The sequence below is a fragment of the Hippea maritima DSM 10411 genome, from assembly GCF_000194135.1.
In the GTDB taxonomy this organism is placed as follows: Bacteria; Campylobacterota_A; Desulfurellia; order Desulfurellales; family Hippeaceae; genus Hippea; species Hippea maritima.
This window is the reverse complement of record NC_015318.1, coordinates 521,412-547,238: the sequence shown is the minus strand read 5'-3', so window position 1 is coordinate 547,238 and position 25,827 is coordinate 521,412. Positions and strand designations below refer to the sequence as shown.

23 protein-coding genes and 1 riboswitch are annotated in these 25,827 nt (G+C 36.5%); of the genes, 4 read left to right on the top strand and 19 right to left on the bottom strand.

All coding sequences use genetic code 11. From position 1 onward, the window contains the following. Positions 1-6: 6 nt before the first annotated feature. Both HIPMA_RS09070 and HIPMA_RS02775 read left to right on the top strand, forming a co-directional pair. A complete protein-coding gene (locus HIPMA_RS09070) occupies positions 7-2,592 on the top strand; it encodes a cache domain-containing protein (protein WP_013681552.1) in 2,586 nt (861 codons plus the stop codon). 30 nt (positions 2,593-2,622) lie between these two features. Continuing rightward, a riboswitch (Fluoride riboswitch) is annotated at positions 2,623-2,688 on the top strand. 21 nt (positions 2,689-2,709) lie between these two features. Beyond that, positions 2,710-4,443 (top strand): dynamin family protein, encoded by a 1,734-nt coding sequence (locus HIPMA_RS02775; protein ID WP_013681551.1) that lies wholly within the window; start codon positions 2,710-2,712, stop codon positions 4,441-4,443. Here the strand turns inward: HIPMA_RS02775 and HIPMA_RS02770 are convergent. The 11 genes from HIPMA_RS02770 to HIPMA_RS02720 form a co-directional block, all read right to left on the bottom strand. Further along, the gene (locus HIPMA_RS02770) at positions 4,435-5,142 is read right to left on the bottom strand and encodes an SIMPL domain-containing protein (RefSeq protein WP_013681550.1); all 708 of its coding nucleotides are present in this window, start codon (positions 5,140-5,142) and stop codon (positions 4,435-4,437) included. The two genes, HIPMA_RS02775 and HIPMA_RS02770, sit on opposite strands and share 9 nt — an antisense overlap. Continuing rightward, entirely contained in the window at positions 5,135-5,605 is a 471-nt protein-coding gene (locus tag HIPMA_RS09065; protein ID WP_013681549.1) for a methylated-DNA--[protein]-cysteine S-methyltransferase, read from the bottom strand. Before HIPMA_RS09065 ends, HIPMA_RS02770 begins: the two co-directional genes overlap by 8 nt. Beyond that, a complete protein-coding gene (gene secA / locus HIPMA_RS02760) occupies positions 5,598-8,006 on the bottom strand; it encodes a preprotein translocase subunit SecA (protein ID WP_013681548.1) in 2,409 nt (802 codons plus the stop codon). The genes HIPMA_RS09065 and secA overlap by 8 nt, the downstream gene beginning before the upstream one ends. A 12-nt stretch (positions 8,007-8,018) precedes the next feature. Beyond that, entirely contained in the window at positions 8,019-9,686 is a 1,668-nt protein-coding gene (locus HIPMA_RS02755; RefSeq protein ID WP_013681547.1) for a glutamine--tRNA ligase/YqeY domain fusion protein, read from the bottom strand. Beyond that, positions 9,676-10,407, bottom strand: a complete 732-nt coding sequence (locus tag HIPMA_RS02750) for an SIR2 family NAD-dependent protein deacylase (protein WP_013681546.1) — start codon at positions 10,405-10,407, stop codon at positions 9,676-9,678. The genes HIPMA_RS02755 and HIPMA_RS02750 overlap by 11 nt, the downstream gene beginning before the upstream one ends. A 63-nt stretch (positions 10,408-10,470) precedes the next feature. Continuing rightward, positions 10,471-11,805 carry a TRAP transporter large permease gene (locus HIPMA_RS02745; RefSeq protein ID WP_013681545.1) on the bottom strand — a complete coding sequence of 445 codons (1,335 nt, stop codon included), beginning with the start codon at positions 11,803-11,805 and terminating at the stop codon, positions 10,471-10,473. Further along, a complete protein-coding gene (locus HIPMA_RS02740; protein WP_013681544.1) occupies positions 11,802-12,281 on the bottom strand; it encodes a TRAP transporter small permease subunit in 480 nt (159 codons plus the stop codon). Before HIPMA_RS02740 ends, HIPMA_RS02745 begins: the two co-directional genes overlap by 4 nt. After that, the gene (locus tag HIPMA_RS02735; protein WP_013681543.1) at positions 12,281-13,258 is read right to left on the bottom strand and encodes a TRAP transporter substrate-binding protein; all 978 of its coding nucleotides are present in this window, start codon (positions 13,256-13,258) and stop codon (positions 12,281-12,283) included. The genes HIPMA_RS02740 and HIPMA_RS02735 overlap by 1 nt, the downstream gene beginning before the upstream one ends. Before the next feature lie 13 nt (positions 13,259-13,271). Next, complete coding sequence (locus tag HIPMA_RS02730; RefSeq protein ID WP_013681542.1) at positions 13,272-14,843, bottom strand: hydantoinase B/oxoprolinase family protein; 1,572 nt, start codon at positions 14,841-14,843, stop codon at positions 13,272-13,274. Next, positions 14,833-16,821: a hydantoinase/oxoprolinase family protein gene (locus HIPMA_RS02725; RefSeq protein WP_013681541.1), complete on the bottom strand. Its 1,989-nt coding sequence runs from the start codon at positions 16,819-16,821 to the stop codon at positions 14,833-14,835. Before HIPMA_RS02725 ends, HIPMA_RS02730 begins: the two co-directional genes overlap by 11 nt. Then, a complete protein-coding gene (locus HIPMA_RS02720) occupies positions 16,822-17,766 on the bottom strand; it encodes a GntR family transcriptional regulator (RefSeq protein WP_013681540.1) in 945 nt (314 codons plus the stop codon). 248 nt (positions 17,767-18,014) lie between these two features. Between HIPMA_RS02720 and HIPMA_RS09060 the strand changes: the two genes are divergently transcribed. Together HIPMA_RS09060 and HIPMA_RS02710 are read left to right on the top strand one after the other, a co-directional pair. Next, a complete protein-coding gene (locus tag HIPMA_RS09060; RefSeq protein WP_013681539.1) occupies positions 18,015-19,769 on the top strand; it encodes a diguanylate cyclase in 1,755 nt (584 codons plus the stop codon). A gap of 40 nt (positions 19,770-19,809) precedes the next feature. Continuing rightward, positions 19,810-20,580 (top strand): SDR family oxidoreductase, encoded by a 771-nt coding sequence (locus tag HIPMA_RS02710; RefSeq protein ID WP_013681538.1) that lies wholly within the window; start codon positions 19,810-19,812, stop codon positions 20,578-20,580. Here HIPMA_RS02710 and aroA read toward each other — a convergent pair. The 8 genes from aroA to accD are packed head-to-tail and all read right to left on the bottom strand — an operon-like array spanning position 20,577 to position 25,826. Next, positions 20,577-21,845: a 3-phosphoshikimate 1-carboxyvinyltransferase gene (gene aroA, locus HIPMA_RS02705; RefSeq protein ID WP_013681537.1), complete on the bottom strand. Its 1,269-nt coding sequence runs from the start codon at positions 21,843-21,845 to the stop codon at positions 20,577-20,579. The two genes, HIPMA_RS02710 and aroA, sit on opposite strands and share 4 nt — an antisense overlap. Then, a complete protein-coding gene (gene lptC / locus HIPMA_RS02700) occupies positions 21,824-22,369 on the bottom strand; it encodes an LPS export ABC transporter periplasmic protein LptC (protein ID WP_013681536.1) in 546 nt (181 codons plus the stop codon). The genes aroA and lptC overlap by 22 nt, the downstream gene beginning before the upstream one ends. After that, positions 22,356-22,874, bottom strand: coding sequence for a KdsC family phosphatase (locus HIPMA_RS02695; protein WP_013681535.1), 519 nt, complete (start codon positions 22,872-22,874; stop codon positions 22,356-22,358). Before HIPMA_RS02695 ends, lptC begins: the two co-directional genes overlap by 14 nt. Further along, a complete protein-coding gene (locus HIPMA_RS02690; protein WP_013681534.1) occupies positions 22,874-23,842 on the bottom strand; it encodes a KpsF/GutQ family sugar-phosphate isomerase in 969 nt (322 codons plus the stop codon). Before HIPMA_RS02690 ends, HIPMA_RS02695 begins: the two co-directional genes overlap by 1 nt. Beyond that, a complete protein-coding gene (locus HIPMA_RS02685; protein ID WP_013681533.1) occupies positions 23,839-24,384 on the bottom strand; it encodes a tetratricopeptide repeat protein in 546 nt (181 codons plus the stop codon). Before HIPMA_RS02685 ends, HIPMA_RS02690 begins: the two co-directional genes overlap by 4 nt. After that, entirely contained in the window at positions 24,375-24,647 is a 273-nt protein-coding gene (locus HIPMA_RS02680; protein ID WP_013681532.1) for an acylphosphatase, read from the bottom strand. The genes HIPMA_RS02685 and HIPMA_RS02680 overlap by 10 nt, the downstream gene beginning before the upstream one ends. Positions 24,648-24,662: 15 nt before the next feature. Continuing rightward, the gene (locus tag HIPMA_RS02675) at positions 24,663-25,010 is read right to left on the bottom strand and encodes a hypothetical protein (protein ID WP_013681531.1); all 348 of its coding nucleotides are present in this window, start codon (positions 25,008-25,010) and stop codon (positions 24,663-24,665) included. Continuing rightward, a complete protein-coding gene (accD, locus tag HIPMA_RS02670) occupies positions 25,011-25,826 on the bottom strand; it encodes an acetyl-CoA carboxylase, carboxyltransferase subunit beta (protein ID WP_013681530.1) in 816 nt (271 codons plus the stop codon). Position 25,827: the final 1 nt, after the last annotated feature.

Sequence of the window (25,827 nt, the reverse complement as noted above, 5' to 3'; positions counted from 1 at the left end):
CTTAGGATGAGCAAAATCAAGCTATCATCCCTTATAGGGATATTTATATTGATAAGTATTCTCTCTATTACAGTTATAACCTCGATTGGTTGGGGATATTTCACCTTTAAGATTATAAATAAGGCAATATACTATTTCAACGAAGATATTCATATCAAAAGGGAAATAAGACTTGAGCATTCAGAGATAAAGGATGCAGTAAGGCTTATAAACAAGAAAAGAGAGGATGAATATGAAGAAATACTTAACACATTAAAAAAACGCACATACAGAATATGGCTAACGGCAGAAAAACTATACAAAAAATACAAGCACAAAGAATCTGAGGCAAGCATAAAAGAAAGAATAAAGGATATAGTGAGATTTCAATTATTAACCGATAAAGGTAAAGGATATTATTTTATCGCATCATTGGACGGCGTTGAAGTTTTAAGTCCAGATTCAAAACTTACAGGAAAAAATCTACTAAAAGACAAAAGATACGCAAAGTCTATGCAGGAAGAAATAGATGCAATAAAAAGATATAAAGAGGGGTTTGTAAGAGGAACTTTTATTCACAATGGAAAGCCGGCAGAGAGGGTCGTTTTTGTAAAATTATTTAAACCGTTCAACTGGTACATAGGCTCAGGTAGAATGATTACCCATTTAGAAGAAATAACAAAACAGGATATTTTAAATGAATTAAAAACATCGCTTGAGAGCTTTAAAAATCCAACTCTATTCATTATAAGCCTAATGCCAAAAACAAATAAATGCATAGGAAAAATTATATTTTATACAGATCCAAGAATCAAAAATCACACATGTATTACAAAAGATAAAACCATAACTTATCTAAACTCACAACCCTGTGTAGGTGACTGTTTAGAAAAACTCATCAAACAGGGAAGACTAACCACAACACTTATCTGGCCATTCTACAAAAATGAAAAAGAAAGAAAAAGAATTGTATCCTTATACTATTATAAGCCATACAATTGGATTATAGGCTCTGGCGGGCCTTTAGATTTTACAGTCATGTTTCCATCATTCAAAAATTCAATGATAGAAGCTGTTTCATCTTATACAAGAAAAGCTCTACTTATCCTTATTATAGGAGCTTTATTTGTAGGGTATATACTCTGGCTTACAATATTTTTAGGTCTTATATACAAACCAATAAAAGCAGATATTGAAAACCTACTCAACTTTTTTAGGCAATACAAAAACAAAGGTAGAATAAAAACAAAGAAATTAAGGATAAAAGAGTTAACTGATTTGGCGCATCAGGTAAATAAAACAATGGAAAAACTTGAAGACATACAAGCAACCACGGAAAAATTGCTTAATGAACATTCTCTCCTTCTTAAACATATGCCAGAATGCGTTATTGTACTAAAGAAAAAGGACGCTGATTTCGTAATAGCAGGCGCAAACGAAGCGGCCACCAGATGCAAAGCTATCGCAAATTCAAAAGAACTTATTGGTAAAAAAGCCAGTGAAATATTAAAGCCGTACCCTATCATCTCGAATGTTATAGAGAATGTTATAAAAAGAAAATTTAATGTTTCCTTTACTCTCGCATTAAAAGAAGGTAACGAAACAGTCTTTATAGAGACTGTAAGCTATTCGCCAGAGGAAAACACAATTGTATGTATTCTAAGAAACATAACCCAGATGGTTAACCTATACAGGGCTATAGAAAAAAGAAAAAGCGATCTGCAAGAATTCATTGACAAAATCAGCACAGGTATAATCGTTGTCGACAGAAAAGGCAGGATTATATATTATAACAACCTTGCTAAAAAATTGCTTGATTTTGAAGAAAATGAAAAACTTGTAATAAACAAGCTAAAAATACCAGAAAACCTAAAAATACAACTTCTAAAAGTAATGAAGGGTAGACAAGTTTGCAACCAATGCGAAATTAATATCGTTACAGCAGGTGGAAAAAGTAGATGGTTTGATGTACATGTGGCAAAGATTCAAATAACATCCGAAACAATGCTTATCATCTCATTTAACGACATTACACAAAGATATCTAAAAAGCAAACAACTTGAATATTTAAGCTTGCATGATACCTTAACTGGGCTTTATAATAGGCGCTATTTTGAAGAAGAAATAAAAAGGTTATTCCACAAAAGAAACTATCCTCTTGCTCTTGTTATGATAGATCTAAATGGCTTAAAGATAACAAACGATATACTTGGACATGAGACCGGTGATAAACTTATAATGAAAATATCAGAAATCCTATCGACATCAGCTCGAGGTAGTGATGTAGTGGCAAGAATTGGTGGTGATGAATTTGCCGTTATAATGCCTAATACATCCGAAAAAGGAGTAATTACTTTTATAGAAAGGATAAAAACAAAGATAGAGCTAAGCAACAATTCAACAGAAATATTTATTAGTGCATCCATAGGTTACGCCATCCAAAATGGCCAATTTAAAAATGTTGATGACCTTTTAAGGGAAGCAGATAAAAATATGTATGCAAATAAATACTCATCCCTACGTCCAAAGAAATTAAGGGAAATAATAAAATGGGCAAGAAAATTAAGCAACAGCAGCCAAACTATAGATGAGGACTACCTAATCAATAGGTAATTGATTTTTCCCTTTTTTTAAAGTATATTTTCAAAAAAAGGCTATGAGGTTAGCCTAAAAAGCCCCGCCAAAGGGGATGATAACCTCTACTCGATAAATCCAAAAAGGGGGTCAATTATGACCAACATAAAAGAGAAACTTCTAAAAAGTATATCAGCTGTAGAGGTTATTAGCGGTAAAGAATTATCAAAAACAAAAGAAAAACTTCTAAATGAACAATTCAATCTGGTGGTGATAGGCCAATTCAAAAGGGGTAAATCTACTCTTATAAATGCACTTTTAGGAGATGATATAGTTCCATCATCAATTTTGCCTCTTACATCTATAGTTACAATAATATCATATTCCCAAGCCAAAAAAGCAATAGTTAAATTTCTGGATAACTCAAAAGAAGAAATAGAATTAGAAAAAATAGAAAAATACGTTACTGAAAAGCATAACCCAAAAAACAAACTAAACGTTAAGGAGGTTCATGTATTTCACCCATCACCATATCTAAAAAAAGGCATAAGAATCATAGATACACCCGGGATTGGCAGTGTTTTTAAGCATAACACAGATGTAGCCTACAGTTTTTTGCCATACTGCGACGCGGCAGTGTTTGTAATGAGCCCCGACCCCCCATTAGGTGAAGCAGAAATAGGATTTTTAAAAAACGTAAGAACATATACAGAAAAATTCTTTTTTGTCTTAAACAAAATAGACATGGTATCCGAAAAAGAGTTGGATGAGGTGATTGAATTTAACAAACATTTCTTAGAAGATTACACAAAAACCAAAGGCATAAAAATTTACCCAATATCGGCAAAAAATGCATTAAAGGCAAAACAAACAAAAGATAGTAATCTGTTAAAAGAATCAAGAATTAGTGAATTCGAAAACGAGTTAGATGAATTTATTCAAAAAGAAAAAGGCAATATAATAACAATAAGTACTATAAATGCCATACTTCGTCACATAAATAACGAACTAACATCGTATCAAATACAGAAGCAAGCCCAAAACTTCTCCTTAGAAAGATTAAAAGAAAAAACAGTCAAATTTGAGGGTTTCATTAAAGGGGTTAAAGAAGAAGCTGAAGAATACGAATATATACTCGATAAACGTATAGAGAAAATCTATAAAGAGTTGGATGAAGAAATAGAAAAGCTGAAGGAACAACATCTATCCGAGTTAATAGAAAAAATGCAACAACATTACGAGGAAAAGGCAAAGGAAAAACCAACAACAGAGGAATTTGAGATCTACATGACACAAAAAATGAATGAATACATTATGGATATATTCAATGATTTTAAGAAAGAACAGTCTGAAATTATATCCAATAAGATCGAAGCCATATATGATGAACTTGCCAAGCGTATAAACGAAAAGATTGAAGATATTGCAAAAACGGCATCATCTATATTTGAGATAAAACTAAATTCTTATATAGACAAAGAAAAATTAATACAGAAAAGTTATTTCTATTTTATGCTTCAAGACCAGATGGGAATCTTAAACATATTTGCAACAACCTTTAGAACCAAGCTGCCGTTTTTCATAGGCAAAAAAATTGCATACAAGCATATAAAAAATACAACGATAGAATTATTTGACAGACATTGTGGAAGGGTTAGATATGATCTAACAAAAAGAGTCAGGGAAACCACTTTTAGATTTAAAGATCAACTCAAGGATAAACTTGATTTGACAATAGAATCTATAGAAAAAGCACTTAATAAAGCCATCCAAATAAAAACAGAAAGTCAGAAGAAAGCCTTAGAGGTTTTCAAAACTATAGAACACAATACAAAACTGTTATCAAAAGAAAAAGAAGAGCTTGAAAAACTAAAACAACAGCTATCTTAAATAATAAACAACATTCACAACAACCCTGACGCGCTTAATGTAAGGGGTGTTTGGATCTCTGTCTGTTATACTAAAATAACCCTGATGGGCAGTCTTTATTGAACCCAACTCAGAGCTTGATTCATTTGCAAATTTCATGGCTACCTTACGGGCATTCTGTATGGCTTGTTCTATCATAACAGGCTTTATCTTATTTAGCTGGGTATAAAGATACACAGTTTGAAACTTCTGATTGGTTGCCATTATACCCATCTCTGAAAGCTTAAAGAGCTTTCTATCCAAAGCCACAACGCTATCCACCTTGTGCGTATAAAGTGTGACAATCAGCTTGCCCGTGTATCTGAATCTCGCATTTGAGTTGTATCCGTTGGCAAAGTTATCCGTTATTTGAGGGGAGGAGACAAATATCTCACTATCATCAAAGCCTTCCGATTTTAAAAATTTATCCACAGCATCTTTGCCATATTTTAACTTCTTTGACAGGTTTATAGGGTTATTATCGGCAACAACAAGCTCAATTGGGTATATTGCAACATCGGCTTTCACAAGCCTTTCAGATAATCCTTTAACACTTACGGTTCTATCCAGTTTTTTTACACTCAAAGCCGTGGTCATAATAAACCAACCCAAAGCTGTAAGTCCAGCAGCAACAAACAACCCACACCAAAAACCACTCCAGCCAGATTCCCTCTTATACATAATCATCTCCTTTTAAAGCTTCCCATTTAAGGATTTTCCGTTTTAATTCCACCCCCGCCGAATACCCACCTATTCCGTTTTTTGCCAAAACCCTATGACAGGCAACAAAAAAGACAAATGGATTGGCGCGCAGCATAGAAGCCACCGCTCTTGCATAATTCTTAGAACCAAACACTTTATCTGCCACATCGGAGTAGCTAAATGTCTGACCTGTCTTTGTAGATATAAGAAACCCCTGAAGCATACGAGCTTTTTGCGAAATTAAAGAGTTATTTAATAATCTATAATCAAAACAGGAGAAATCACCACTATCAAAAATATACTCAACGCATCTTTTTAAATTGCCATGCAATGGTTGACCTTCTAACTGACAAGAAAAAAAAATTCTATCTATTCTTCCATTATTCAAATCAAAAACAAGAAATCTATCAAACGGCGTATCTATAAAAAATTTACTACTCAACTACTATCCTTATGTGATAGATTGAGGCTACTGTGTCCTCCTGTATCCTTTTAACCATCTCTTCAAACTCATCAAAGGATACCTTCTTGTATTCAACAAGCGGATCTCTCTGACCATACCCCCTCAAACCCACTGCATCCCTTAGATAATCCATATTCTTTAGATGTTCACGCCAATGCATATCCACAACCTGAAGCATTATCTGGCGCTCCAAATTCCTCATCTCATCGTTCCCTATGAGTTCCTCTTTTGAATTATACTCATCCTTAAGTTGATTTTTCACATCCTCAAGCATTTTATGTCTCTGCTTGGTTTTTGAAAGCTCAACTGCATCTATATCAAATGTCCTATCGAATATCCTGCGAATTTCTTTATTGAAACCATCAATATCCCAGTTTGTTGGATCAACCTTATCCGGCAGATAAGCAGAAGCTAAATCATCAACAATGGAATCAACATAGCCCAGGATATCATCTTTTAGATCTTTACCCTCCAATATGCTTCTTCTTTGCTGATAGATAACCTGTCTTTGCTTGTTCATAACATCGTCGTACTCAAGAAGGTTTTTTCTAATTTCAAAATTGTAAGCCTCAACCTTCTTCTGGGCATTCTCTATAGCCCTTGTAATCATTCTGTTTTCAATGGCTTCACCCTCTTCAACACCAAGCCTATCCATAAGAAGCTTTATTCTTTCGGAGCCAAATATCCTAAGCAGATCGTCTTCTAAAGATAAAAAGAACCTCGACTCGCCGGGATCTCCCTGCCTTCCAGATCTACCCCTCAACTGGTTGTCTATCCTTCTTGATTCATGCCTTTCTGTACCTAAAATAAACAACCCCCCTAACTCTTTGCTCTCCGGCGTTAATTTTATATCAACACCACGACCAGCCATATTGGTAGCAATGGTAACCCTTTTGGGTTCGCCTGCATGGGCAATAATCTCTGCTTCCTTTTCATGGTGCTTTGCATTTAATACGGAGTGGGGTATGCGCTTCCTTGATAAGATCTTGTGTAGCTCTTCCGACTTTTCAACACTTGTAGTTCCAACAAGAACCGGCTGACCTTTTTTGTACCTTTCCTCTATTTCATTAATTATTGCATTTATCTTTTCTTTATGGGTTTTAAACACCAGATCGTTGTGGTCTATTCTCTTTATTGGTTTATTTGTTGGTATTACAACAACCTCGAGGTTGTAGATCTCTTTAAACTCTCTGGCCTCTGTGGCAGCGGTTCCTGTCATACCGGCAAGTTTTTCATACATCCTGAAGTAGTTCTGGAATGTTATTGAGGCAAGCGTTTGAGACTCCTTTTGAATTCGCAAATGCTCTTTTGCCTCTATAGCCTGATGCAAGCCATCTGAATACCGCCTATCGGGCATCAACCTGCCTGTAAACTCATCAACTATTATCGCTTTGCCATCTTTAACTATGTAATCTTTGTCCTTTAAATACACGGTATGTGCTTTTAAGGCCTGATTGACCATGTGCAGAATCTCGATGTTTTCTATATCGTATAGGTTGTCAATACCCAAAAACTTTTGAACCTTCTCAACACCAGAATCTGTCAAAACGGCGTTTTTAACCTTTTCATCAACCTCATAATCCTCAGGTTTCAGTTGCCTTACAGCCTTATCAACCTTGTAATACAAAGAAGAAGGCCTATCCGCTACACCTGATATAATCAGGGGTGTCCTGGCTTCATCAATCAAGATAGAGTCAACCTCATCGACTATTGCATAGTAAAAATCACGTTGAACATATTCATCCAGCGAATAACTCATATTATCCCTTAAATAATCAAACCCAAATTCGCTGTTTGTGCCGTATGTAATATCGGCTAAATAGGCTTCTTTTCTTGAGCATGGGGTAAGTTTTGTCGTGAATTTTTCTTTATCATCCCATTCAACAAGAAATGACTTATTTTGCTGCTGAATTACGCCAACGCTAAAACCTAAAAATAAGTAGATTGGAGCCATCCACAATGCATCCCTTTTTGCCAGATAATCATTGACCGTAACAAGATGGACGCCTCGCTTAGTCATAGCATTTAGCACAAGAGGTAGTGTAGCAACAAGTGTTTTACCCTCACCAGTTTTCATTTCGGCAACCATACCCTTATGCAAAACATACCCACCTATAAGCTGAACATCAAAGTGTCTCATATTGAGGGTTCTTCTTGCTGTCTCTCTTGTTAAAGCAAACGAATCCACCAATATATCATCAAGCTTTCCTTTTTCGTGATATCTGTTTTCTAACTTTTTTAACTCTTCTCTTATACCATCATCCGAAAGTGACTTAGCCCAACTCTCTTTGTCGTTAACCTTATCCACAACAGGCTTTATCGATTTCAAAATTCTGTCATTCTGTGTTCCAAAAATCTTTTTCATTAATCCAGATAACATTTCTACCCCTCTTTAGCTTAACTTCTTTTGAATCTTAGCCCAGCTATCCTTAAGTGTCGCTGTTCGGTTGAAGATTAATTTCCCATCTTTCGAATCATCATCCACGCAAAAATAACCTTTTCTTAAGAATTGGAATTTATCACCAACCTTTGCATCCTTCAAATATGGCTCTATCTTGCAATTTTGAAGTATTACAAGTGAATTCGAATTTATATTATTCAAAAAGTTTTCATCTTCTTCTGGGTCTTCCTTTATAAACAAATTGTCATATAATCTAACCTCAGCATCTAAACAATGCCTTGCACTTACCCAATGAAGTGTTCCTTTCACCTTTCTTCCATCCTCTGTCCATCCGCCTTTAGATGAAGGGTCGTATGTGCACCTAAGCTCGACTATGTTGCCATCTTCATCCTTTATGACCTCATTACAAGTGATGTAATAGGCATGTTTTAGTCTAACTTCCCTTCCCGGTGCAAGCCTAAAGAATTTCTTAGGTGGATTTTCCATAAAATCGTCTCTTTCTATGTAAATCTCTCTACAGAAAGGCACCTTTCTTTTTCCTGCCTTTTCATCCTCCGGATTGTTCTCAGCATCCAGCCATTCAACCTTATCCTCTGGATAGTTCGTTATAACGATCTTTAAAGGATCTAAAACAGCCATAACTCTGTTGGCCTTTTTATTCAAATCCTCTCTAATACAATGCTCAAGAAGTGCATAATCTACAACAGAATCGGTTCTTGAAACGCCTGTCCTGTTAACAAAATCCCTGATGGACTCAGGTGTGTACCCTCTCCTTCTTAAACCTGCAATAGTCGGCATTCTTGGGTCGTCCCATCCGTTTACATACCCATCCCTAACAAGGATGGTAAGTTTTCTCTTACTGAGAACGGTATATGTCATATTAAGTCTGCCAAACTCTATCTGCTGGGGCTTATATATACCAAGCTGATCCAAAAACCACTCATACAAAATTCTATGGTCTGCAAATTCAAGCGTGCAAAGAGAATGGGTTATAAGCTCAATAGAATCCTCAAGGCAATGCGCCCAATCGTAGGTGGGATAGATATACCACTTTTTACCCTGTCTATAATGGGGCTTTTTGATAATCCTATACATAACCGGATCGCGCATATTCAAATTGGGGTGGGACATATCTATTTTAGCACGCAGCGTCTTTGAGCCCTCTTCAAACTCGCCGTTTCTCATCCGTTCAAACAGTTCAAGATTCTCCTCAACCGAGCGATTTCTATAGGGGCTTTCTTTTCCAGGCTCTGTCAGTGTTCCCCTATACTCTCTAATCTCATCCGGTGTTAAATCACAAACATATGCCTTACCCATTTTTATTAGCTTAACTGCATATTCATACATCTTCTCAAAGTAATCAGAAGCGAAAAACAACCTATCATCCCAATCAAAGCCCAGCCATTTTACATCTCTTTTTATAGATTCGACAAACTCCTCACCCTCCTTCAGAGGGTTGGTATCATCAAATCTCAAATTACACTTTCCGTTATACTTTTCAGCCAAGCCAAAATTCAAGCATATGGACTTGGCATGGCCAATATGTAGATATCCGTTGGGCTCTGGTGGGAATCGCGTATGTACCCTGCCCTCATATTTACCGGAATCTATGTCGTTTTCTACGATCTCCTCGATAAAATTCAAGGGTCTATCTGACATCTTTCACTCCTTCAACGAGTTTTGGCAAAACCTCTTCAGCCTTATACTGCAAAAATATATCGGTAATTCCGCCTGTGTAATTTGACGGGTTTGGATTAACTTCTATGATAAAGGCGCCGTTGTTTTTAGCAAAAATCGGGATCTGGCTTGCTGGCATTATCTCACCCGTTGTGCCAACAACAAGCATAACATCGCAGATCTGTGCAAGCATAAAGGATTTATCTAAAGCATCCTTGGGGATCTGCTCACCAAAGAAAACAAAATCCGGTTTTAAGACACCCCCGCAGTCGCATCGTGGAATATCAACAGAAAGGTCTATGTTATTTCTGTTAAACCTTTTAGAGCAATCCATGCAAACAAGCGTTTGTGCTGTTCCGTGAAACTCAATCACATCTTCAGAGCCAGCAGCCTGATGCAGATTATCTATGTTCTGCGTTATTACAGGACATGTAAGCTTGGCCAGTGCTACATGCGCAGGATTGGGCTTTACATCCTTAAGAAGGTACTCATAGAATATCTCTTTTATATATTTCCAGCTCTGTTTTGGGTTTGAGATAAAAAAATCTATATCCAAGATAGATGGGTCGTATTTGCTCCACAATCCACCAGGACCTCTAAAGGGCGGTATACCGCTTGTAATGGAGATACCAGCACCTGTAAATGCAACTAGCCTTTCAGCCTTCCTTATCTTTTCTTTTGCCTTTTCAATAAGACTATACATAGCAGTCTTATTTTAGCATAGAAACACCACAAAAGTAAACAAAGCTTTGGGGAAATTGGTTAATCATCTAATCATATGCGAAGGCAAAAAGTAAACAATCTGAGGAAATATAGCAAGGATTGCCACCACAAAAATCATAATTAGGAAAAACGGAAAACTGTATTTTATTATATCACTCACTTTTTCGCCTGAAATACCTTCTATCACAAAAAGGCTAAAACCAACAGGTGGTGTAATCTGAGCAAGCTCCACCATAATCACCAAAAATATCCCAAACCATAAAGCCTCAAAACCCGCCCGTTGCATGATGGGCAATATTATAGGCGTAGTCATAACAACCATAGAAACACCATCTAAAATTGCTCCAAGCAGAAGATACATAAAACCAACAATTAAAAGGAGCATATAGGGGCTTAAATGCGACTGCGCAACATAGAGACTTAACGACCTTGTTATGCCACTAAAACCGGCAACCTGAGACAAAAATGCTGCACCCATCATAATGAAAGATATCATAACAGTGGTCTTTATTGAATTTTTTACAGATAATTTAAAATTATCCCAAGTAAGATTCCTGAACATAAGCGCCAAAAGGAGAGCACCCACAACACCCAAAGCCGCAGCCTCTGTTGGTGTTGCAAAGCCCATATATATGCTACCCAAAACAAGCACGATCAGCAAAAACACAGGCATTATATCCTTAAGGGCAACAAGCCTATCCTTTAAACCAAATTGCTCCTGCTCTTTAGGCACAACATTTGGCTTTATCAAAGAGGCAATCATGATATAAAAAGAATACAAACCGCCAAGCATCAAACCGGGTATGATCCCTGCAATAAACAGTTTGCCTATGGAAACATTGGACATTACACCGTATATGATCATTATCAAGCTGGGCGGAATTAGAAATCCTAGTGTCCCAGCACCAGCCAACGACCCAACAGATAAACTCTTTGAATAGCCTCTTTTTTTAAGTTCATTTAAAGTAATCTTACCAACTGTTGCTGTTGTGGCGGCAGATGATCCCGATACTGCGGCAAACATAGAGCATGCAACCACATTGAGATGTAAAAGCCTGCCAGGTATTTTTGAAAACCATGGCAAAAGGCCGTTAAACAATTTGTTGGATATATCGGTATGATACAATATCTCTCCCATAAACACAAACAAAGGAAGGGCAACCAAAGACCAGGAATCCAGACTATTCCAGGAGGAATTTGCAATCAACCCTCCTATTTTTGACCAGATAGATATGGTTGGGGGTAAAGTAAAATCGTAAAGCAGCATAGTTGCAACACCCGTAGCAAAAAGAGAAAAGCCTATCCATAAACCAGATAACAAAAACACAAACAAGATTATCATCATAACAGCTAAAAGTGTTAACGGATCAGAAATCATTTAAACACCTTTAGAATTTCGGAAATCAACTGCAAAGACAAAATAAAAAAACCAATAGGCATACATAGTTGAGGTATCCAGAGCAATGTTTGTGCAACTGTATCTGCCCTCATCTGATATACATACGCCTGATATACCATAACACAAGAAAAATAAAACATATAAATCGACAGAGCAAATGCAATTGTAGTAGTAAGAAACTTAGCTATTCTTTCTACACCATCAGGAAGTCTGGATGTTAAAACCGTTATCTTTATATGCCCGCCCTCTTTTAGTGTATAGGATACAGAAAACATAACAAAAGCAGCAAACATATAGGCTGAATACTCATCTGTAATCATAATCGATTTATTAAATAAGCTCATGAGAACTATATTAGAAACAATTAAAACTATAATAACAATTAGAAAAAAGGCGGATAGATAGGCAAACAGATTACTTAGCCTATCTATCCAACCGATAAGCCTTTCAATCATTACTTGATAAATTCTCTAAGTATCTTCTTCTCAGAGGGTGATGCCTTATCTAAAAACTCCTCTACCAACTGCCTTGAAGCCTTCTCCATCTGCCTCTCAAACTCCTCTGTAGGCTCATTTACCACCATGCTGTGCCCTTGTATGATCTTTAAATCCTCATTGTTTATTTTTTCAGAGTAAGCCCACTGATATTTTTCTGTCTCTTTGGCTGCTCTAAGAATGGCCTGTTGCTGCTTTTTATCCAAAGCCTTCCAGTAATCCAGGTTTATGGTAACCATATTTAGAGGATAAGCGTAGTTTATCGGTGAAAAATACTTCAGAACTTCCCAGAACTTACCGTTTTTGGTTGATTCTGCACTAGTCAAAACGCCATTTATAAGGTTTGTTCTCAAAGCCGAATAAACCTCACCCCACGGCATAGAAACGGCATTTGCCCCCAAAATTCTTAAAAACTTTGCACCGTTTTTGTCGTATGTTCTTATCTTTAAACCCTTCAAATCCTTGGCTGACTCAATTTTAACCTTTGTAACTAAACCACTGGGCGGCCACGGTGCGGCGTATAAAAACTTTTGATTCCATCTTAGAGCAGCTTTCTCATATAGGGGCTTAAACGCCTGATACAGCTTGAAGGCCTCTTCATAAGAATTAACCAGTTTGGGTAGAGAACTTACACCAAAAACATGTTCACTACCTGAAACAACGCCCATTAAAATATCAGACATAGGAACCTGTCCATCCCTAACCACACGGAGAAGTTCAGGGCCTTTAAACCCTAAGCTACCACCGGGGTAGACTGTAATAACCACGCTTCCATGGGTATACTTTTTAACTAACTCTGCAAACTTCATAGCACCTTCGGTGTGAATACTATTTGGCCCATAGATACAGTTCAAGTTCATTTTGATAGTCTTTGCATTAGAAAAACTGCTTAAAAACAAAATAGTTAATAAAACCACAAAAACCCTAAAAAATCTCATATGCAACCTCCCATCATTTATTTGATTTAAAATAGCCACCGCCACCCGGCGTTTCTATCCTGACAATATCACCCTTATTCAACTTCATCGTAAACTTTGGGGGCATATCCATCTCCTTGGAATTCCTTATTATAACATTTCTGCCCCTATTACCAGGTTCACCACCCTCTAAACCGTAAGGAGAGAGCCTTCTTCTTTCAGACAAAACGGTAATTTCAGCTTTATTGAGTAGCTCTATCTCTCTAATAAGTCCATCACCTCCACAAAATCTACCTTTTCCACCAGATCCTCTTCTTATAGAGTATCTTCTAACCCTAAAAGGATAGCTATACTCTAATGCTTCGATAGGTGTATTTAGGGTATTGGTCATGTGAGAATGAATTGCACTCTCACCGTGGTGTTTGTTTGATGCACCCATACCGCCACCCAATGTTTCATAGTAAGCAAAGGGTTCACCATTTAATTCATTAATACCTCCAATTGCTATATTGTTCATTGTTCCTTGGCTTGCAGCTGGTATCTTTTCCGGAACTGCTTTTGAGAGAGCTCCCAAAATAACATCTACTATTCTCTGAGATGTTTCCACATTCCCACCAGCAACAGCAGACGGAAAAACTGCATCAACAACACTACCCTTCCTTGTAATGAGATTAAGAGGCCTTAAACAGCCTGTGTTTGTGGGTATGTTCTGTTCAACCAAGCACCTAAACACATACAAAGCGGCAGAAAGTGTTATGGCATACACGGCATTCACGCTACCCATTACCTGATTGTCAGATTTTGTAAAATCCAAAATTGCATTATCACTGTCTATCGTTAAATCCAACTGAATCTTTATATTTTGTCTTTCAATTCCATCGTCATCCAAAAAATCTACGAAAGAATATGTACCATCCGGGATTTCAAGAATTGTTTTTCTCATTATTCTTTCTGAATAATCCATTAATTCTTTCGCATATAGTTTCACCGTATTAAGAGAATACTTATCTACCATTTCTTTAATACGCTTAATACCTGTCAAATTAGCCATTATTTGAGCTTTAAAATCACCCTCTCTTTCATAAGGCGTCCTAACATTGTTCAGGAACAACTTAAATACACTCTCGTTTATCTGACCATTTTCAACAAGTTTAAGCGGAGGAATGATAACACCCTCTTGGAATATATTGCTTGATAAAGGCATAGAACCTGAGCTCATACCACCTACATCTGCATGGTGAGCTCTGTTTGCCACATAAAAAACGGGTTTTTCTTCACCATCAACAAAAACACCGGCAACAATAGTTATATCAGGTAGGTGCGTGCCACCCTTGAAGGGGTCGTTTAGCACCACCATATCCCCTTCTTTGAAATCAAACTCCGATATTGCTGCTTTAACAGACATGGGCATAGAACCAAGATGTACAGGAATATGGGCAGCCTGGGCTATCATATCGCCATTTTCATCAAACACCGCACAGGAAAAATCCCTTCTTTCCTTTATATTTGCAGAAAAAGCAGTTCTATTTAAAGAAACACCCATTTCATCGGCTACAGAAGATAGTTTATTCTTAAATACCTCAAGAAGTATAGGGTTAACCTTCATTTTCTGCCCCTTCAATATCGATTATGAGGTTGCCATATTTATCCACACCTGCCTTAGAATAAAAAGGTAAAACAATGGTCGATGAATACTCCACCACAACTGCAGGCCCCTCAACAACGTTACCGCATGCAAGCTTATCTCTGTCTATTATAGCCGTTTTATAAAAGCTACCGTCAAACACAACATCTCTATAACCCAAAATAGCATCGCTTTTTAACTTGGATGAGCCACAGCGCATAGTTTCAAAAACAGGTTTTGATGGTATGCCTATAGCCCTGACCCTTATATTTACTATCTCAACCCTCTTGCTCTTATCAGCATAGCCATATGTTCTTTGGTGTAAACTGTGAAATAAATTCAAGTAATCCTCTTCAAACGGCACAACTATTTCGTAGGATTGACCCAAATATCTCATATCTAAATACTTTTCTATTCTTATCTTTTTATTAACACCTTCGTTTTTTAAATCTTCAAGTCCTTTTTCTACTAAAGGCTCAAATAAACTATTTAGTTTAGTATAATTTGTGTTTTCTGCCTTTAACATAACCGTTAAGGAGTAATCTTTAACAACATCTGCCATTAACATGCCAATGGCAGATAAAATACCTGGATTTTTTGGAACAAACACCTTTGGAATTCTCAATAATTTAGCCAAAAAAGTAGCATGCATTCCACCGGCACCACCAAAGGAAAATAGCACAAACTCCCTTGGATCATAGCCTCTATCTACAGAAATTACCCTTATTGCTCTTTCCATTGAAGTATTCGCCACTGTAAGAATACCCTCTGCCAGCTCAATTTCATCCATATTGAGTTCTTTAGACATTAACGAGAAATATTTAGTTAATCTATCCCTATCAAGCCTCATATTGCCACCCAGGAAAAACTCAGGCACTAATCTACCAAGATAAAGGTTGGCATCAGTTACAGTAATTCTTTCACCTTTACCATAACATATAGGCCCAGGATCAGCCCCGGCACTCTCCGGTCCTACCTTCAAAGACCCCCCAGCATCTAAATAAGCAATGGAACCACCCCCAGCTCCAACGGTATGTATATCAATCATGGGCACTTTAACCGGAAAACCACCAATTTCCGATTCAAAAGTCAGTGGCAGTCTGCCATCTATCAATGAAACATCGGTTGATGTACCACCCATATCAAATGTTATAAGTCTAGAATACCCTGCCATTTTGCCTATTTCAAAAGCTCCAACCGCACCACCGGCAGGCCCAGACAGGATTGTCCTAACAGATTCATCTGATGCCGTTTGAGCCGAGATACTTCCACCATTTGACTGCATTATCCTCAACTCATTATCCTTAAGTTCATCCATTATGTTGTAAAGATAGCGCTTCATCTTGGGGGAAACATAGGCATTTATAATTGTAGTTGATGCTCTTTCATACTCTCTGAATTCAGCCAATATTTGATGCGATAGAGACACAGGTAGACTTAACCTTTCTACAGCACTTTTAACTTTAATCTCATGTTCTGGGTTTAAATAGGAAAACAAAAAACAAACAGCAACCGATTCAGCCTTCGCATCCTCAAGCTTTTTAACAATATTTTCAAGCTCTTCATCGTCAATATCTTCAACTACCTCACCTTCTGAGTTAACTCTTGAAGATACACCAAACCTAAGCTCAGAAGGCACAAGTGGCTCCTCTCTTTTGTAAAATAAATCGTACAGTCTACTCCTGTTCTGTCTTCCTATTTCTATAATGTCCTCAAATCCACTATTTGTTATAAAAGCTGCATAGGCCCCTTTCCTTTCAAGTATAGCATTGGTTGCAACAGTAGAGCCGTGAATCACCTTAAATTTTTCACCTCTTACTATTTTTTTTATACCCTCAAGTACAGCTTCGGCTGGATTGGCCGGTGTGGATAGGAGTTTATATACCCCCCACTTTCCCTCATCGGTTTTGTAAATAAAATCGGTAAACGTACCACCCGTATCGACACCTATTATTTCCATTTAATCTTCCTCCGAGATACTCTCAAGCAAATACTTTATCATCTCCAAGCCTTCATCATCGTAAAATCTATTCCTACTAACAACATGTTTGATGTTTTTAAAAAGGAATTCATTATTCTTTACAATCCAACTATAACCAACAACAACATCTGCAAAACTTAAGAAATGTCTATTTGCTAAAATTTCATCCTGGGTATAAACATAGAGTCTAAATCTATCCTTTAAAACATCTTGGTACACACTAATTGAGTTTTCCTTATCCATCTTTGAGGCTGCTATGTAGAATATCCTGCTGCCAAAAGGAATCTCTTTATTCTCTGCCAATCCCTCAAGTGGATGAGTTGCCCTGAGTGGAACAAGTTTTACCTCCTCGTATATAAAACTCTCAAGCTGAGGAGAGCAAAAGAAAGGTGCAACTATAATTTTATTTTCTAAAGCCCTGTTCGACAGCTCAGACTTTAGTGTATCAAACGGTTTAAAACCTACGCCACAACCTATAGAATCCTCTATTTGAGACTTGGCAAATATGGCTATAGCCTCATCTTTTTCTGTGTATATTATATTGGATTGATTTCTTTTTGCATGTGATAACACATCATAAACTAAAGAAAGTATATCTTCTTCACTAAAACCACTTTTAATTAAAGATTCAACTGAAGACTTAAAAGCCTCTTTGGAACTTATAAAATTGGATATCTGCTGTTTTGTAAATTTGCTTGTGGTTCTCGTACCACCTTTTTTGTTACTTATCAGATACCCTTTTTGAACCAATTCCTTCTCTACTTTCTTTACAGTGAGTTCACTAACCTTATCATGGATTGCTATATCCCTTGCAGGGGGTAGTTTATGCTGTGGGTTTTCTATCGCTTTTAAAATTAATTTTAACTTAACTATCTCATGCTTTATGAAAAATTTATCGATATTTACTTTAATTTGATCACACATCTTAAATCAATTTTAAAAATAAATTAGTAATTGTCAAGAAAAATCAATAGATTTAACCTTTAAAATAATTTATTCATTGACAATAAAAACATATGCGAATCTTCTTTTTGTCGCCTATAAAAAAGTAAAATAAAATTTACTTTAGTTAATATAAATACTTCCATTCAAAAGAATAAAATTGTATAATTTACTTTACTGTGTTTAAAAGCTTGTGCAGATTAGCTAAATTGGAAAAGAAGGACTGAGGTATGAACAAATTAATAGAAAAGATATCTAAAAAATCCTTCAAGTTTAAGATAATAGCTACATACATAATAGGATTATCTATAATTGGTATACTGGGCTACGGATATTTCTTCTTTACACAATATGCACAAATGCAAAAACAGATAGAAAGCCAAAGAAATAACCTCTTGCAAATGCATAAATATATGGCAAGAACAGCTGTTGAGGTGGCACAAAATATTATAAGTATAGCACAAAATTTAGCAATGGAGGGAAAAGTTACTCTACAAGACGCCAAAGAGATAGCCTTAGACGGTATAAGTACAATAAAATACGGTAAAGTTGGATATGTATGGTGCATGACATATGGTGGCACTATGTTGCTTGATCCACCTAAACCTTCAATAGAGGGGAAAAACATATTTAAACTTCCGGAAAAACCGTATAAAATTTTAAAAGAAATACTTGAAACCTTAAGAATAAAAAACGGCGACTTTATAGAATATGAATGGTATTACCCATCAGGTGAAAAGAATAAAGTTTACAAAAAGATATCTTATGTAAAAAGCATACCTTCTTTTAAATGGATTATAGGCAGTGGCTTTTATTTGAAGGATATCGATGATGCCGTAGAAGCCTACAAAGAAAAACAACAGAAGGCATTCATAGAAAATGCCATAAAAAGTTTAATACCAGGGGTACTATTTTCTGTCATTTCATTTTTAGTCGTTTATATACTCATAATAAAAATGATGCGCTCTGTAGAAAAGATAGCTGATGTTTCTAAAAAGCTAATAGAGGATGAGATAAGTATACATATGAAATTACCTACCTCATCAACGGAAGGACCTGTAGGCAAACTTGTATCCAACATAAATAACTATATTGAAAACACTACCAGACTGTTGAAGTTTAAAGAGGATATAGACCTCTGTGAAACCGAAGAGGAAATATTTTTATTGATTGCAGATCTACTTAAAAATGAGTTTAAATTAAATAATTTTTCCGTATATAAAGAAAAGGATTCAAATCTAATACCAGTTATAAAAGAAGGAAAAATAATGTGTGGCTATACGCAAAAATGTCTAAAAGCCGTAAGAAGAGGAGTTATATTAAATGAAAAATGCCCCAACAATCAAGAGTATGTATGCTACCCCATATTTTCAGGTGATTCACTGATGGGGGCAATTGAAATGGTATTAAATTCAAACATATCCACAAATGCAACAATGAAAAAAGTTATAAACAGATTTATACAAAGCATAGCTCACAGCTTAAATATTAAACGATTAACACAGACTCTAAAAGAACTTTCATTGAAAGACAAATTAACTGGGCTCTATAATAGAAGATTCTTAGAAGAAATCATTCCCACTATTCTATCTACAGCAAAAAGGCTTAACTCAAAAATAGCAGTAGTGATGATAGATCTGGATGACTTTAAAAAGATAAATGACACATACGGGCACTTAGCTGGAGATGAAGTATTGAAATTTGTAGCCAACAGCCTAAAAAACCACTTTAAGCGCAGTTCTGATTTAATAGTAAGATACGGCGGTGAGGAATTTTTAATTATTGTGGAAAGTGCAGAAGAAGAGAAACTCTTGGAACTCTTGAAAGAATTAAAAGATGAGCTAAACAACTCAGGCCTAAAAATTAGCGGCACAACTGTAAAAATAACAGCAAGCATAGGATATGCTTTTATACCTGACGATGCTGAGGACTTTAATAAAGCATTGGAATTGGCAGATAAAGCCATGTATAAAGCAAAGAGATAAGGAAAAAATAAGATATTAAAAGCTAAAAAGGAGGAAAAAGATGGCTAAGGTAGCTCTCATTACAGGTGCTTCCAGTGGAATAGGGAAAGCCACGGCAGAGATTTTTGCTAAAAATTCTATAGATTTAATAATTACAGCAAGAAGGCTGGAAAGGCTCATAGATTTAAAAGATGAACTGGAGGGCAAGTATAATATAAAGGTACTTCCAATGAAATTAGACATAAGAAATAAAGATGAAGTGATAGAATCGTTAACCAATTTACCTCCAGTATGGAGAGATGTTGAGATATTGGTAAATAATGCGGGTTTAAGCAAGGGATTAGAAAAACTACAAGATGGTAAAATTAATAATTGGGAAGTTATGATAGATACAAATATAAAGGGCCTACTTTATGCAACAAAAGCTATCTTGCCATCAATGATTCAAAGAAATTCAGGCACTATCGTAAACATAGCCTCCATTGCAGGCCATGAAACATATCCGGGTGGAAATGTATACTGCGCTACAAAAGCCGCCGTTTTACAGCTATCCAAAGCCTTGAGAATGGATGTGCTTGGAACAAATGTAAGGGTTATATCTATAGACCCAGGCATGGTAGAAACAGAGTTCAGCATAGTCAGATTTGATGGAGATAAAGAAAAAGCAAAAAAAGTCTATGAGAACATAATACCATTGACTGCGGAGGATGTAGCAGAAGCTGTGTGGTTTGCCGTTTCAAGACCCACTCACGTAACAATAGAGGACATGGTTATAATGCCTACACAACAAGCAAGTGTTCTTCTAAATGTAAAAAACTACAAAAAACTCTAACCATTAACATAAGATAGGTGGTCTAAAAAATTGGGATACGAGGTTAAAATAGACTGAGTTTCGGATATTTTGAGGTTGGATGAACTGACAGCTGATAATACCAAAAAGCTCATTGCTATTCTGTGGTCATTATGCGTCTCAATCAATGCATTTTTGATAGGATGGCTGGGTTTTCCATACACCTTAAAACCATCTTTAAATTCCTCTACCTCAACGCCCACCCTCTTTAGTCCTTCGCAAATAGATTTTATCCTATCGCTCTCTTTTTTTCTTAACTCATGAGCATCTTTAACAACACTCACACCGTCGCAATATACAGCAAGAATAGAGAGTATTGGAATCTCATCTATTAAAAGGGGCAGGATCTCTCCACTTATCTCAAAGGGCTTAAGTTTTGGTGAGTAGCTTACAACAATATCACCTATCTCTTCAAAACCGCTAACCCTTCTGTTTTTTATCTCATAATTAACCCCAGCTTCATTGAATATATCTAAAATTCCGCTCCTCGTTTCGTTTAGACCTACATCCTTTAGAGTTATCTCAAAATCCTTCTTAAGTGCTGCAAAAACCATGAAAAAAGCAGCTGATGATATGTCCGCAGGTACTTCTATCTCTAAATCACCATTTAACTCTCGGTTTTTACCCAACCTTACACTTAATCCATTCTCAATTATATCAACGCCAAATGCTTTAAGCATATTCTCTGTATGATTTCTGGATTTATACGGCTCTACAACCTCAACATCATCCTGTGTATAAAGACCGGCCAAAAGGACAGCAGATTTAACTTGTGCTGAGGCTATTTTCATTTTATGGCTTATGCCGGATAGTTTGCCACCCTTAATTGCAAGTGGAGCAAGGTTGCCTTCCCTTGAAAGTATTTCAGCACCCATGCTTTTTAAAGGCTGGATTATTCTTCCCATAGGCCTTCTTTTTAAAGAATTATCACCCGTTAAGATACTTAAAAAATTCTGCCCAGCCAAAACACCACTTAAAAGTCTCATAGATGTGCCAGAATTACCTAAATCAAGCACATCAAATGGTTCCTTTAATCCAAACTTCGATACGCCATCTATCTCAACCTGATGTGAATCTATATTTATTCTTACCCCCATTAATTGCATAGCTTTAACTGTTCTTAGCGTATCATCGGAAAATAGTATATTCTTAGCTACAGTTTTCCCTTTTGCAATCGATGCAATCATAACTGACCTATGGGATATAGATTTATCCGAAGCCACTCTTAGCGATTTTTTCCTAACCATATGTCAACACCCCTTGCAATAAGTTTTGAACTATCAAGATAATAGACAAAACTCTTACCCTTAAAATTGGATTTTTTATTGCTACCCCGAAACGGCTTACTACTTTCTATAGTTTTTTCTTCTGAGGAATATTTAGCCTCATCTCCGTAGATGTTTAAATCTTCTCTTTTTAGTCTTACATCACCGTATGCATAAATATCGTTATTCGGATAAATAACAGCTTCATTTGAAATTAAAAACACATCAGGCTTTGCTGGCTCAAATACCCACAATTTGGGTTTTATCAATTTCAAAACACCGTTTTTTAGCTTTACCATCTCTTGTGAGATTATATGATACTTTCTAATTTTACTGAATCTCCATAAATCAACACCTAAGGCCTTCTCTTTTACCTCAAAGGAAACATTAACCGTTTTTATAGTCTCCTTCTGCATAAAACCAATGAATAGAAAAGCCGAAACACCAAACAACAAAGCTAAAGAGAGGTATCCGCTAAAAAGCGTTAGTTTTTTAAAAGATATCATGTTTATCAAGCAGGAGGTATTTTTCCATCATTTTGCCCCACAGATCTTCCTGTTTCATTATATACTCAATGATATCCCTAACAGCCCCTCTACCGCCTTTAAAAGACGAAATGTAATCGCTAACCTTTTTAACCTCATCGTGGGCATCTGATGGGCAAGCGCTAAAACCCGATAATATCATTGGAGGTATATCTATAACATCATCACCTATGTATGCTATCTCTTCATTACTCAAGCTGTATTTCTTTTTTAGCTGTTCAAAGGCTACAAGTTTGTTATGTATACCCTGATAGACATCCTCTACACCCAACTGTTCTGCTCTAACTTTTGTAACCCTTGAATGCCTACCAGAAACCAAAGCTGTTTTTATTCCAAATCCGTGAATAATGTGAAATATATGACCATCTTTCACATCAAAGAATTTATACTCAACACCGTTATCGTCCAATATTATCCTTCCATCTGTTAAAACGCCATCAACATCCATAATTACAAGCTTAATCATTATAAAACCCCAGCTTTTAGTATGTCATGCATATGAATAACACCTTCAATTCTACCGTTATCTTCAATTACAACCAAACTTGTAATTGAATAGCTCTCCATTATATTTGCAGCCTTTGCAGCCAAGGAGAATCTATCTATTGTTTTTGGATTTTTATTCATTATATCTTTAGCTTTTATTTTAAATAAGCTGTCTTTGTATTTTTCTATAGCCCTTCTTAAATCCCCATCTGTTATAACGCCTATAAGTTCTCCTTTGTCATTTACAACTGTCGTCATGCCAAGTCTTTTTGATGAAATCTCATAGATAAGCTTTTCAAATGATTCATCCTTACCAACAACAGGCACATCACCTCCAGAATGCATCAAATCCTCAACTCTAACAAGCAATTTCTTACCGATAGCACCTCCAGGGTGTAAAAATGCAAAATCCTCTTCCTTGAAATCTCTTTTTACGATTAAACCAGCGGCTAATGCATCCCCTATAACAAGCGCTGTTGTTGTCGAAGATGTAGGAACCAAACTAACAGAGGTCGCTTCTTGTTCAACTGATGAATCTAAGACAACATCGCTCCTTTTTGCAAGCTCTGAGTTTACATTTCCCACAATAGATATAATTTTCAAACCAAAACGCTTAAGCATGGGAAGCAAAAACAGCACCTCCGGTGTAGAGCCTGAGTTGGATAGGAGTATAGCTACATCATCTTTTCTTATCATGCCTAAGTCACCGTGTGCTGCTTCAGCTGGATGAACAAACATAGAAGGTATGCCTATACTTGAAAATGTTGATGATATCTTCTTTGCTACAAGGCCCGACTTTCCAATACCAGAAAAAATTACCCTACCCTCACAACCATCAATCAACTCAACAGCCTCAAGAAAAGAGCTATCTATTCTTTTGCTTAAAGAAATAATACTGTTGGCCTCTATATCAACAGCTCTTTTTATTGCATTCAATACTTTATTCATTTTTCTTTATTCTTTTTTACCATTTCCATAAGTTCTTTTAACAGTTCATCATCAAACGGCTTCATCTTAGCCGCCTTGGCAAGATGGTCTATTGCCTTTGAATAATCGCCCATCTTTTGGTAAACCTTGCCTAAAAGCATATTGGTATTGACACCTCGGCTTCTGTCTGGCTCTATTTTCGATAGATAGAGGTCATCCCCCATACTTGTCGCCTTCACATTGTAAAGCGATAGTACATCGTATAGATAATCCAAATCACCATCTGCGTACATAGCACTATTTTGATACCTATCAAAAACCTCACGTAAGGCATCCTGCTGCTCATCTGAAGAAAAAACAAAAACACTAAACATATCTTTAGCCTCAACAAGACCATCCTCTATAGCATCTATGCACATAACCCCAAATTGAGCTATATTATTTGTAGGCTCTTTCGATAAAACAAGAGAGAAAAATGTCTTGGCCCTATCAAATCTGTTATTTAAAAAGCTCTCTATGCCGTATTGCAAAAGCTCTTCTGTCTTCTTAGGTTTTACACCCATATCTTAAACTCCTTGTTTTCCAGTTTGTAATTTGTATCAAAAACCTCAACATCCTTAACGACGCTGGCCGCTGGACCTTTCTTGGCGGCGTTTATCATAACATTAATTATTTTATCGTCAGCACAAACAACCATTTCAACGCTACCATCCGGCATATTTTTTACATATCCACTAACACCCAGCATACCGGCGAGCCTTTTTGCCCACGCTCTATACCCAACACCTTGAACAACTCCTGTTATTCTTAACCTTTTGCAAGGCATCTTTTCCTCCGAACCCTAAGCTTCTCTGTCGATATTAGCACCCACAACATCAGGTAATTTGCACTTTTTATCTAAAAGGCCACATAAAACCTCATAATCGTGAAAAACACAGTTATTACTTTTTTTGTGGCAAATTTGCACCATCCACCTATCTTTCATCTTTACTAAATTAACCTGAAATTTACTCTCATCAAGGCCGAAACGTTCACAAAATTCTTTTTTAAATTCATCCTTGTTTCTCTTTTTCTGTTTTTTTGTGAAGTCTTCTTTCTTCGAACCACCGGAATATTTTTTAAACCCATCCACTCTCTCTACTTGCTTAGGTTTATATACCCTATAAACAGACAAAGAATCATCATCCATTTACTTAGAAAAATAGCGCAAAAACTTACCTATGTATTTAGGAAGTTCCTTTCTTTCTACAATTATATCAACAAAACCCTTTTCAAGTAAAAATTCAGATCTCTGGAATCCCTCGGGTAAGCCATGGCCTATAGTTTGCTCGATAACCCTTGGGCCTGCAAACCCTATCAAGGCATTTGGCTCTGCTATAATAACATCGCCAAGCATAGCGAAACTTGCAGCTACACCACCGGTTGTTGGGTCGGTTAAAACTGAGATATAGGGCAACCCTTTATCAGATAAAAGACTCAAGGCAGCTGCGGTTCTTTCCATTTGCATCAGCGATAAGATACCCTCCTGCATTCTTGCTCCGCCTGAGGCGCTAATTATGACAAGACCAATCTTTAGTCTCATAGCTTTCTCTATTGCCCTGACAATCTTCTCTCCTGTTGCATACCCCATAGAACCGCCCAAGAAAGAAAAATCCATAACACTTAAAACACAGGGCTGACCATCTATTGTGCAGGTACCGTTTATAACAGCCTCTTTAGAGCCTGTTTTTTGAATAGCATCCTTAAGCCTATTCTTATAGGGCTTAAGGTCGGTAAAATTTAGAGGGTCCTTTGTTGATATCCGGCTATCAAATTCCTTAAAACTACCCTCATCCACAGTCATCTCTATTCTGTCTTTGGCAGAAACCCTAAAGTAGGAACCACATCTGGGACAAACCCAAAAATTCTGCTTAACCTCGTCTATATAAAAGGTTTCATTACACTTCTTACACTGAACCCATTTCTTCTCTTCCTTTTTAGATTTCTTCCTTCTAAAAAATACCATT

Bases quoted from the DNA above. Each gene is read 5' to 3' on its own strand.
- HIPMA_RS09070 (WP_013681552.1), top strand. From the start codon at position 7: ATGAGCAAAATCAAGCTATCATCCCTTATAGGGATATTTATATTGATA.
- HIPMA_RS02775 (WP_013681551.1), top strand. From the start codon at position 2,710: ATGACCAACATAAAAGAGAAACTTCTAAAAAGTATATCAGCTGTAGAG.
- HIPMA_RS02770 (WP_013681550.1), bottom strand. From the start codon at position 5,142: ATGTATAAGAGGGAATCTGGCTGGAGTGGTTTTTGGTGTGGGTTGTTT.
- secA (WP_013681548.1), bottom strand. From the start codon at position 8,006: ATGTTATCTGGATTAATGAAAAAGATTTTTGGAACACAGAATGACAGA.
- HIPMA_RS02755 (WP_013681547.1), bottom strand. From the start codon at position 9,686: ATGTCAGATAGACCCTTGAATTTTATCGAGGAGATCGTAGAAAACGAC.
- HIPMA_RS02750 (WP_013681546.1), bottom strand. From the start codon at position 10,407: ATGTATAGTCTTATTGAAAAGGCAAAAGAAAAGATAAGGAAGGCTGAA.
- HIPMA_RS02745 (WP_013681545.1), bottom strand. From the start codon at position 11,805: ATGATTTCTGATCCGTTAACACTTTTAGCTGTTATGATGATAATCTTG.
- HIPMA_RS02740 (WP_013681544.1), bottom strand. From the start codon at position 12,281: ATGATTGAAAGGCTTATCGGTTGGATAGATAGGCTAAGTAATCTGTTT.
- HIPMA_RS02735 (WP_013681543.1), bottom strand. From the start codon at position 13,258: ATGAGATTTTTTAGGGTTTTTGTGGTTTTATTAACTATTTTGTTTTTA.
- HIPMA_RS02730 (WP_013681542.1), bottom strand. From the start codon at position 14,843: ATGAAGGTTAACCCTATACTTCTTGAGGTATTTAAGAATAAACTATCT.
- HIPMA_RS02725 (WP_013681541.1), bottom strand. From the start codon at position 16,821: ATGGAAATAATAGGTGTCGATACGGGTGGTACGTTTACCGATTTTATT.
- HIPMA_RS02720 (WP_013681540.1), bottom strand. From the start codon at position 17,766: ATGTGTGATCAAATTAAAGTAAATATCGATAAATTTTTCATAAAGCAT.
- HIPMA_RS09060 (WP_013681539.1), top strand. From the start codon at position 18,015: ATGAACAAATTAATAGAAAAGATATCTAAAAAATCCTTCAAGTTTAAG.
- HIPMA_RS02710 (WP_013681538.1), top strand. From the start codon at position 19,810: ATGGCTAAGGTAGCTCTCATTACAGGTGCTTCCAGTGGAATAGGGAAA.
- aroA (WP_013681537.1), bottom strand. From the start codon at position 21,845: ATGGTTAGGAAAAAATCGCTAAGAGTGGCTTCGGATAAATCTATATCC.
- lptC (WP_013681536.1), bottom strand. From the start codon at position 22,369: ATGATATCTTTTAAAAAACTAACGCTTTTTAGCGGATACCTCTCTTTA.
- HIPMA_RS02695 (WP_013681535.1), bottom strand. From the start codon at position 22,874: ATGATTAAGCTTGTAATTATGGATGTTGATGGCGTTTTAACAGATGGA.
- HIPMA_RS02690 (WP_013681534.1), bottom strand. From the start codon at position 23,842: ATGAATAAAGTATTGAATGCAATAAAAAGAGCTGTTGATATAGAGGCC.
- HIPMA_RS02685 (WP_013681533.1), bottom strand. From the start codon at position 24,384: ATGGGTGTAAAACCTAAGAAGACAGAAGAGCTTTTGCAATACGGCATA.
- HIPMA_RS02680 (WP_013681532.1), bottom strand. From the start codon at position 24,647: ATGCCTTGCAAAAGGTTAAGAATAACAGGAGTTGTTCAAGGTGTTGGG.
- HIPMA_RS02675 (WP_013681531.1), bottom strand. From the start codon at position 25,010: ATGGATGATGATTCTTTGTCTGTTTATAGGGTATATAAACCTAAGCAA.
- accD (WP_013681530.1), bottom strand. From the start codon at position 25,826: ATGGTATTTTTTAGAAGGAAGAAATCTAAAAAGGAAGAGAAGAAATGG.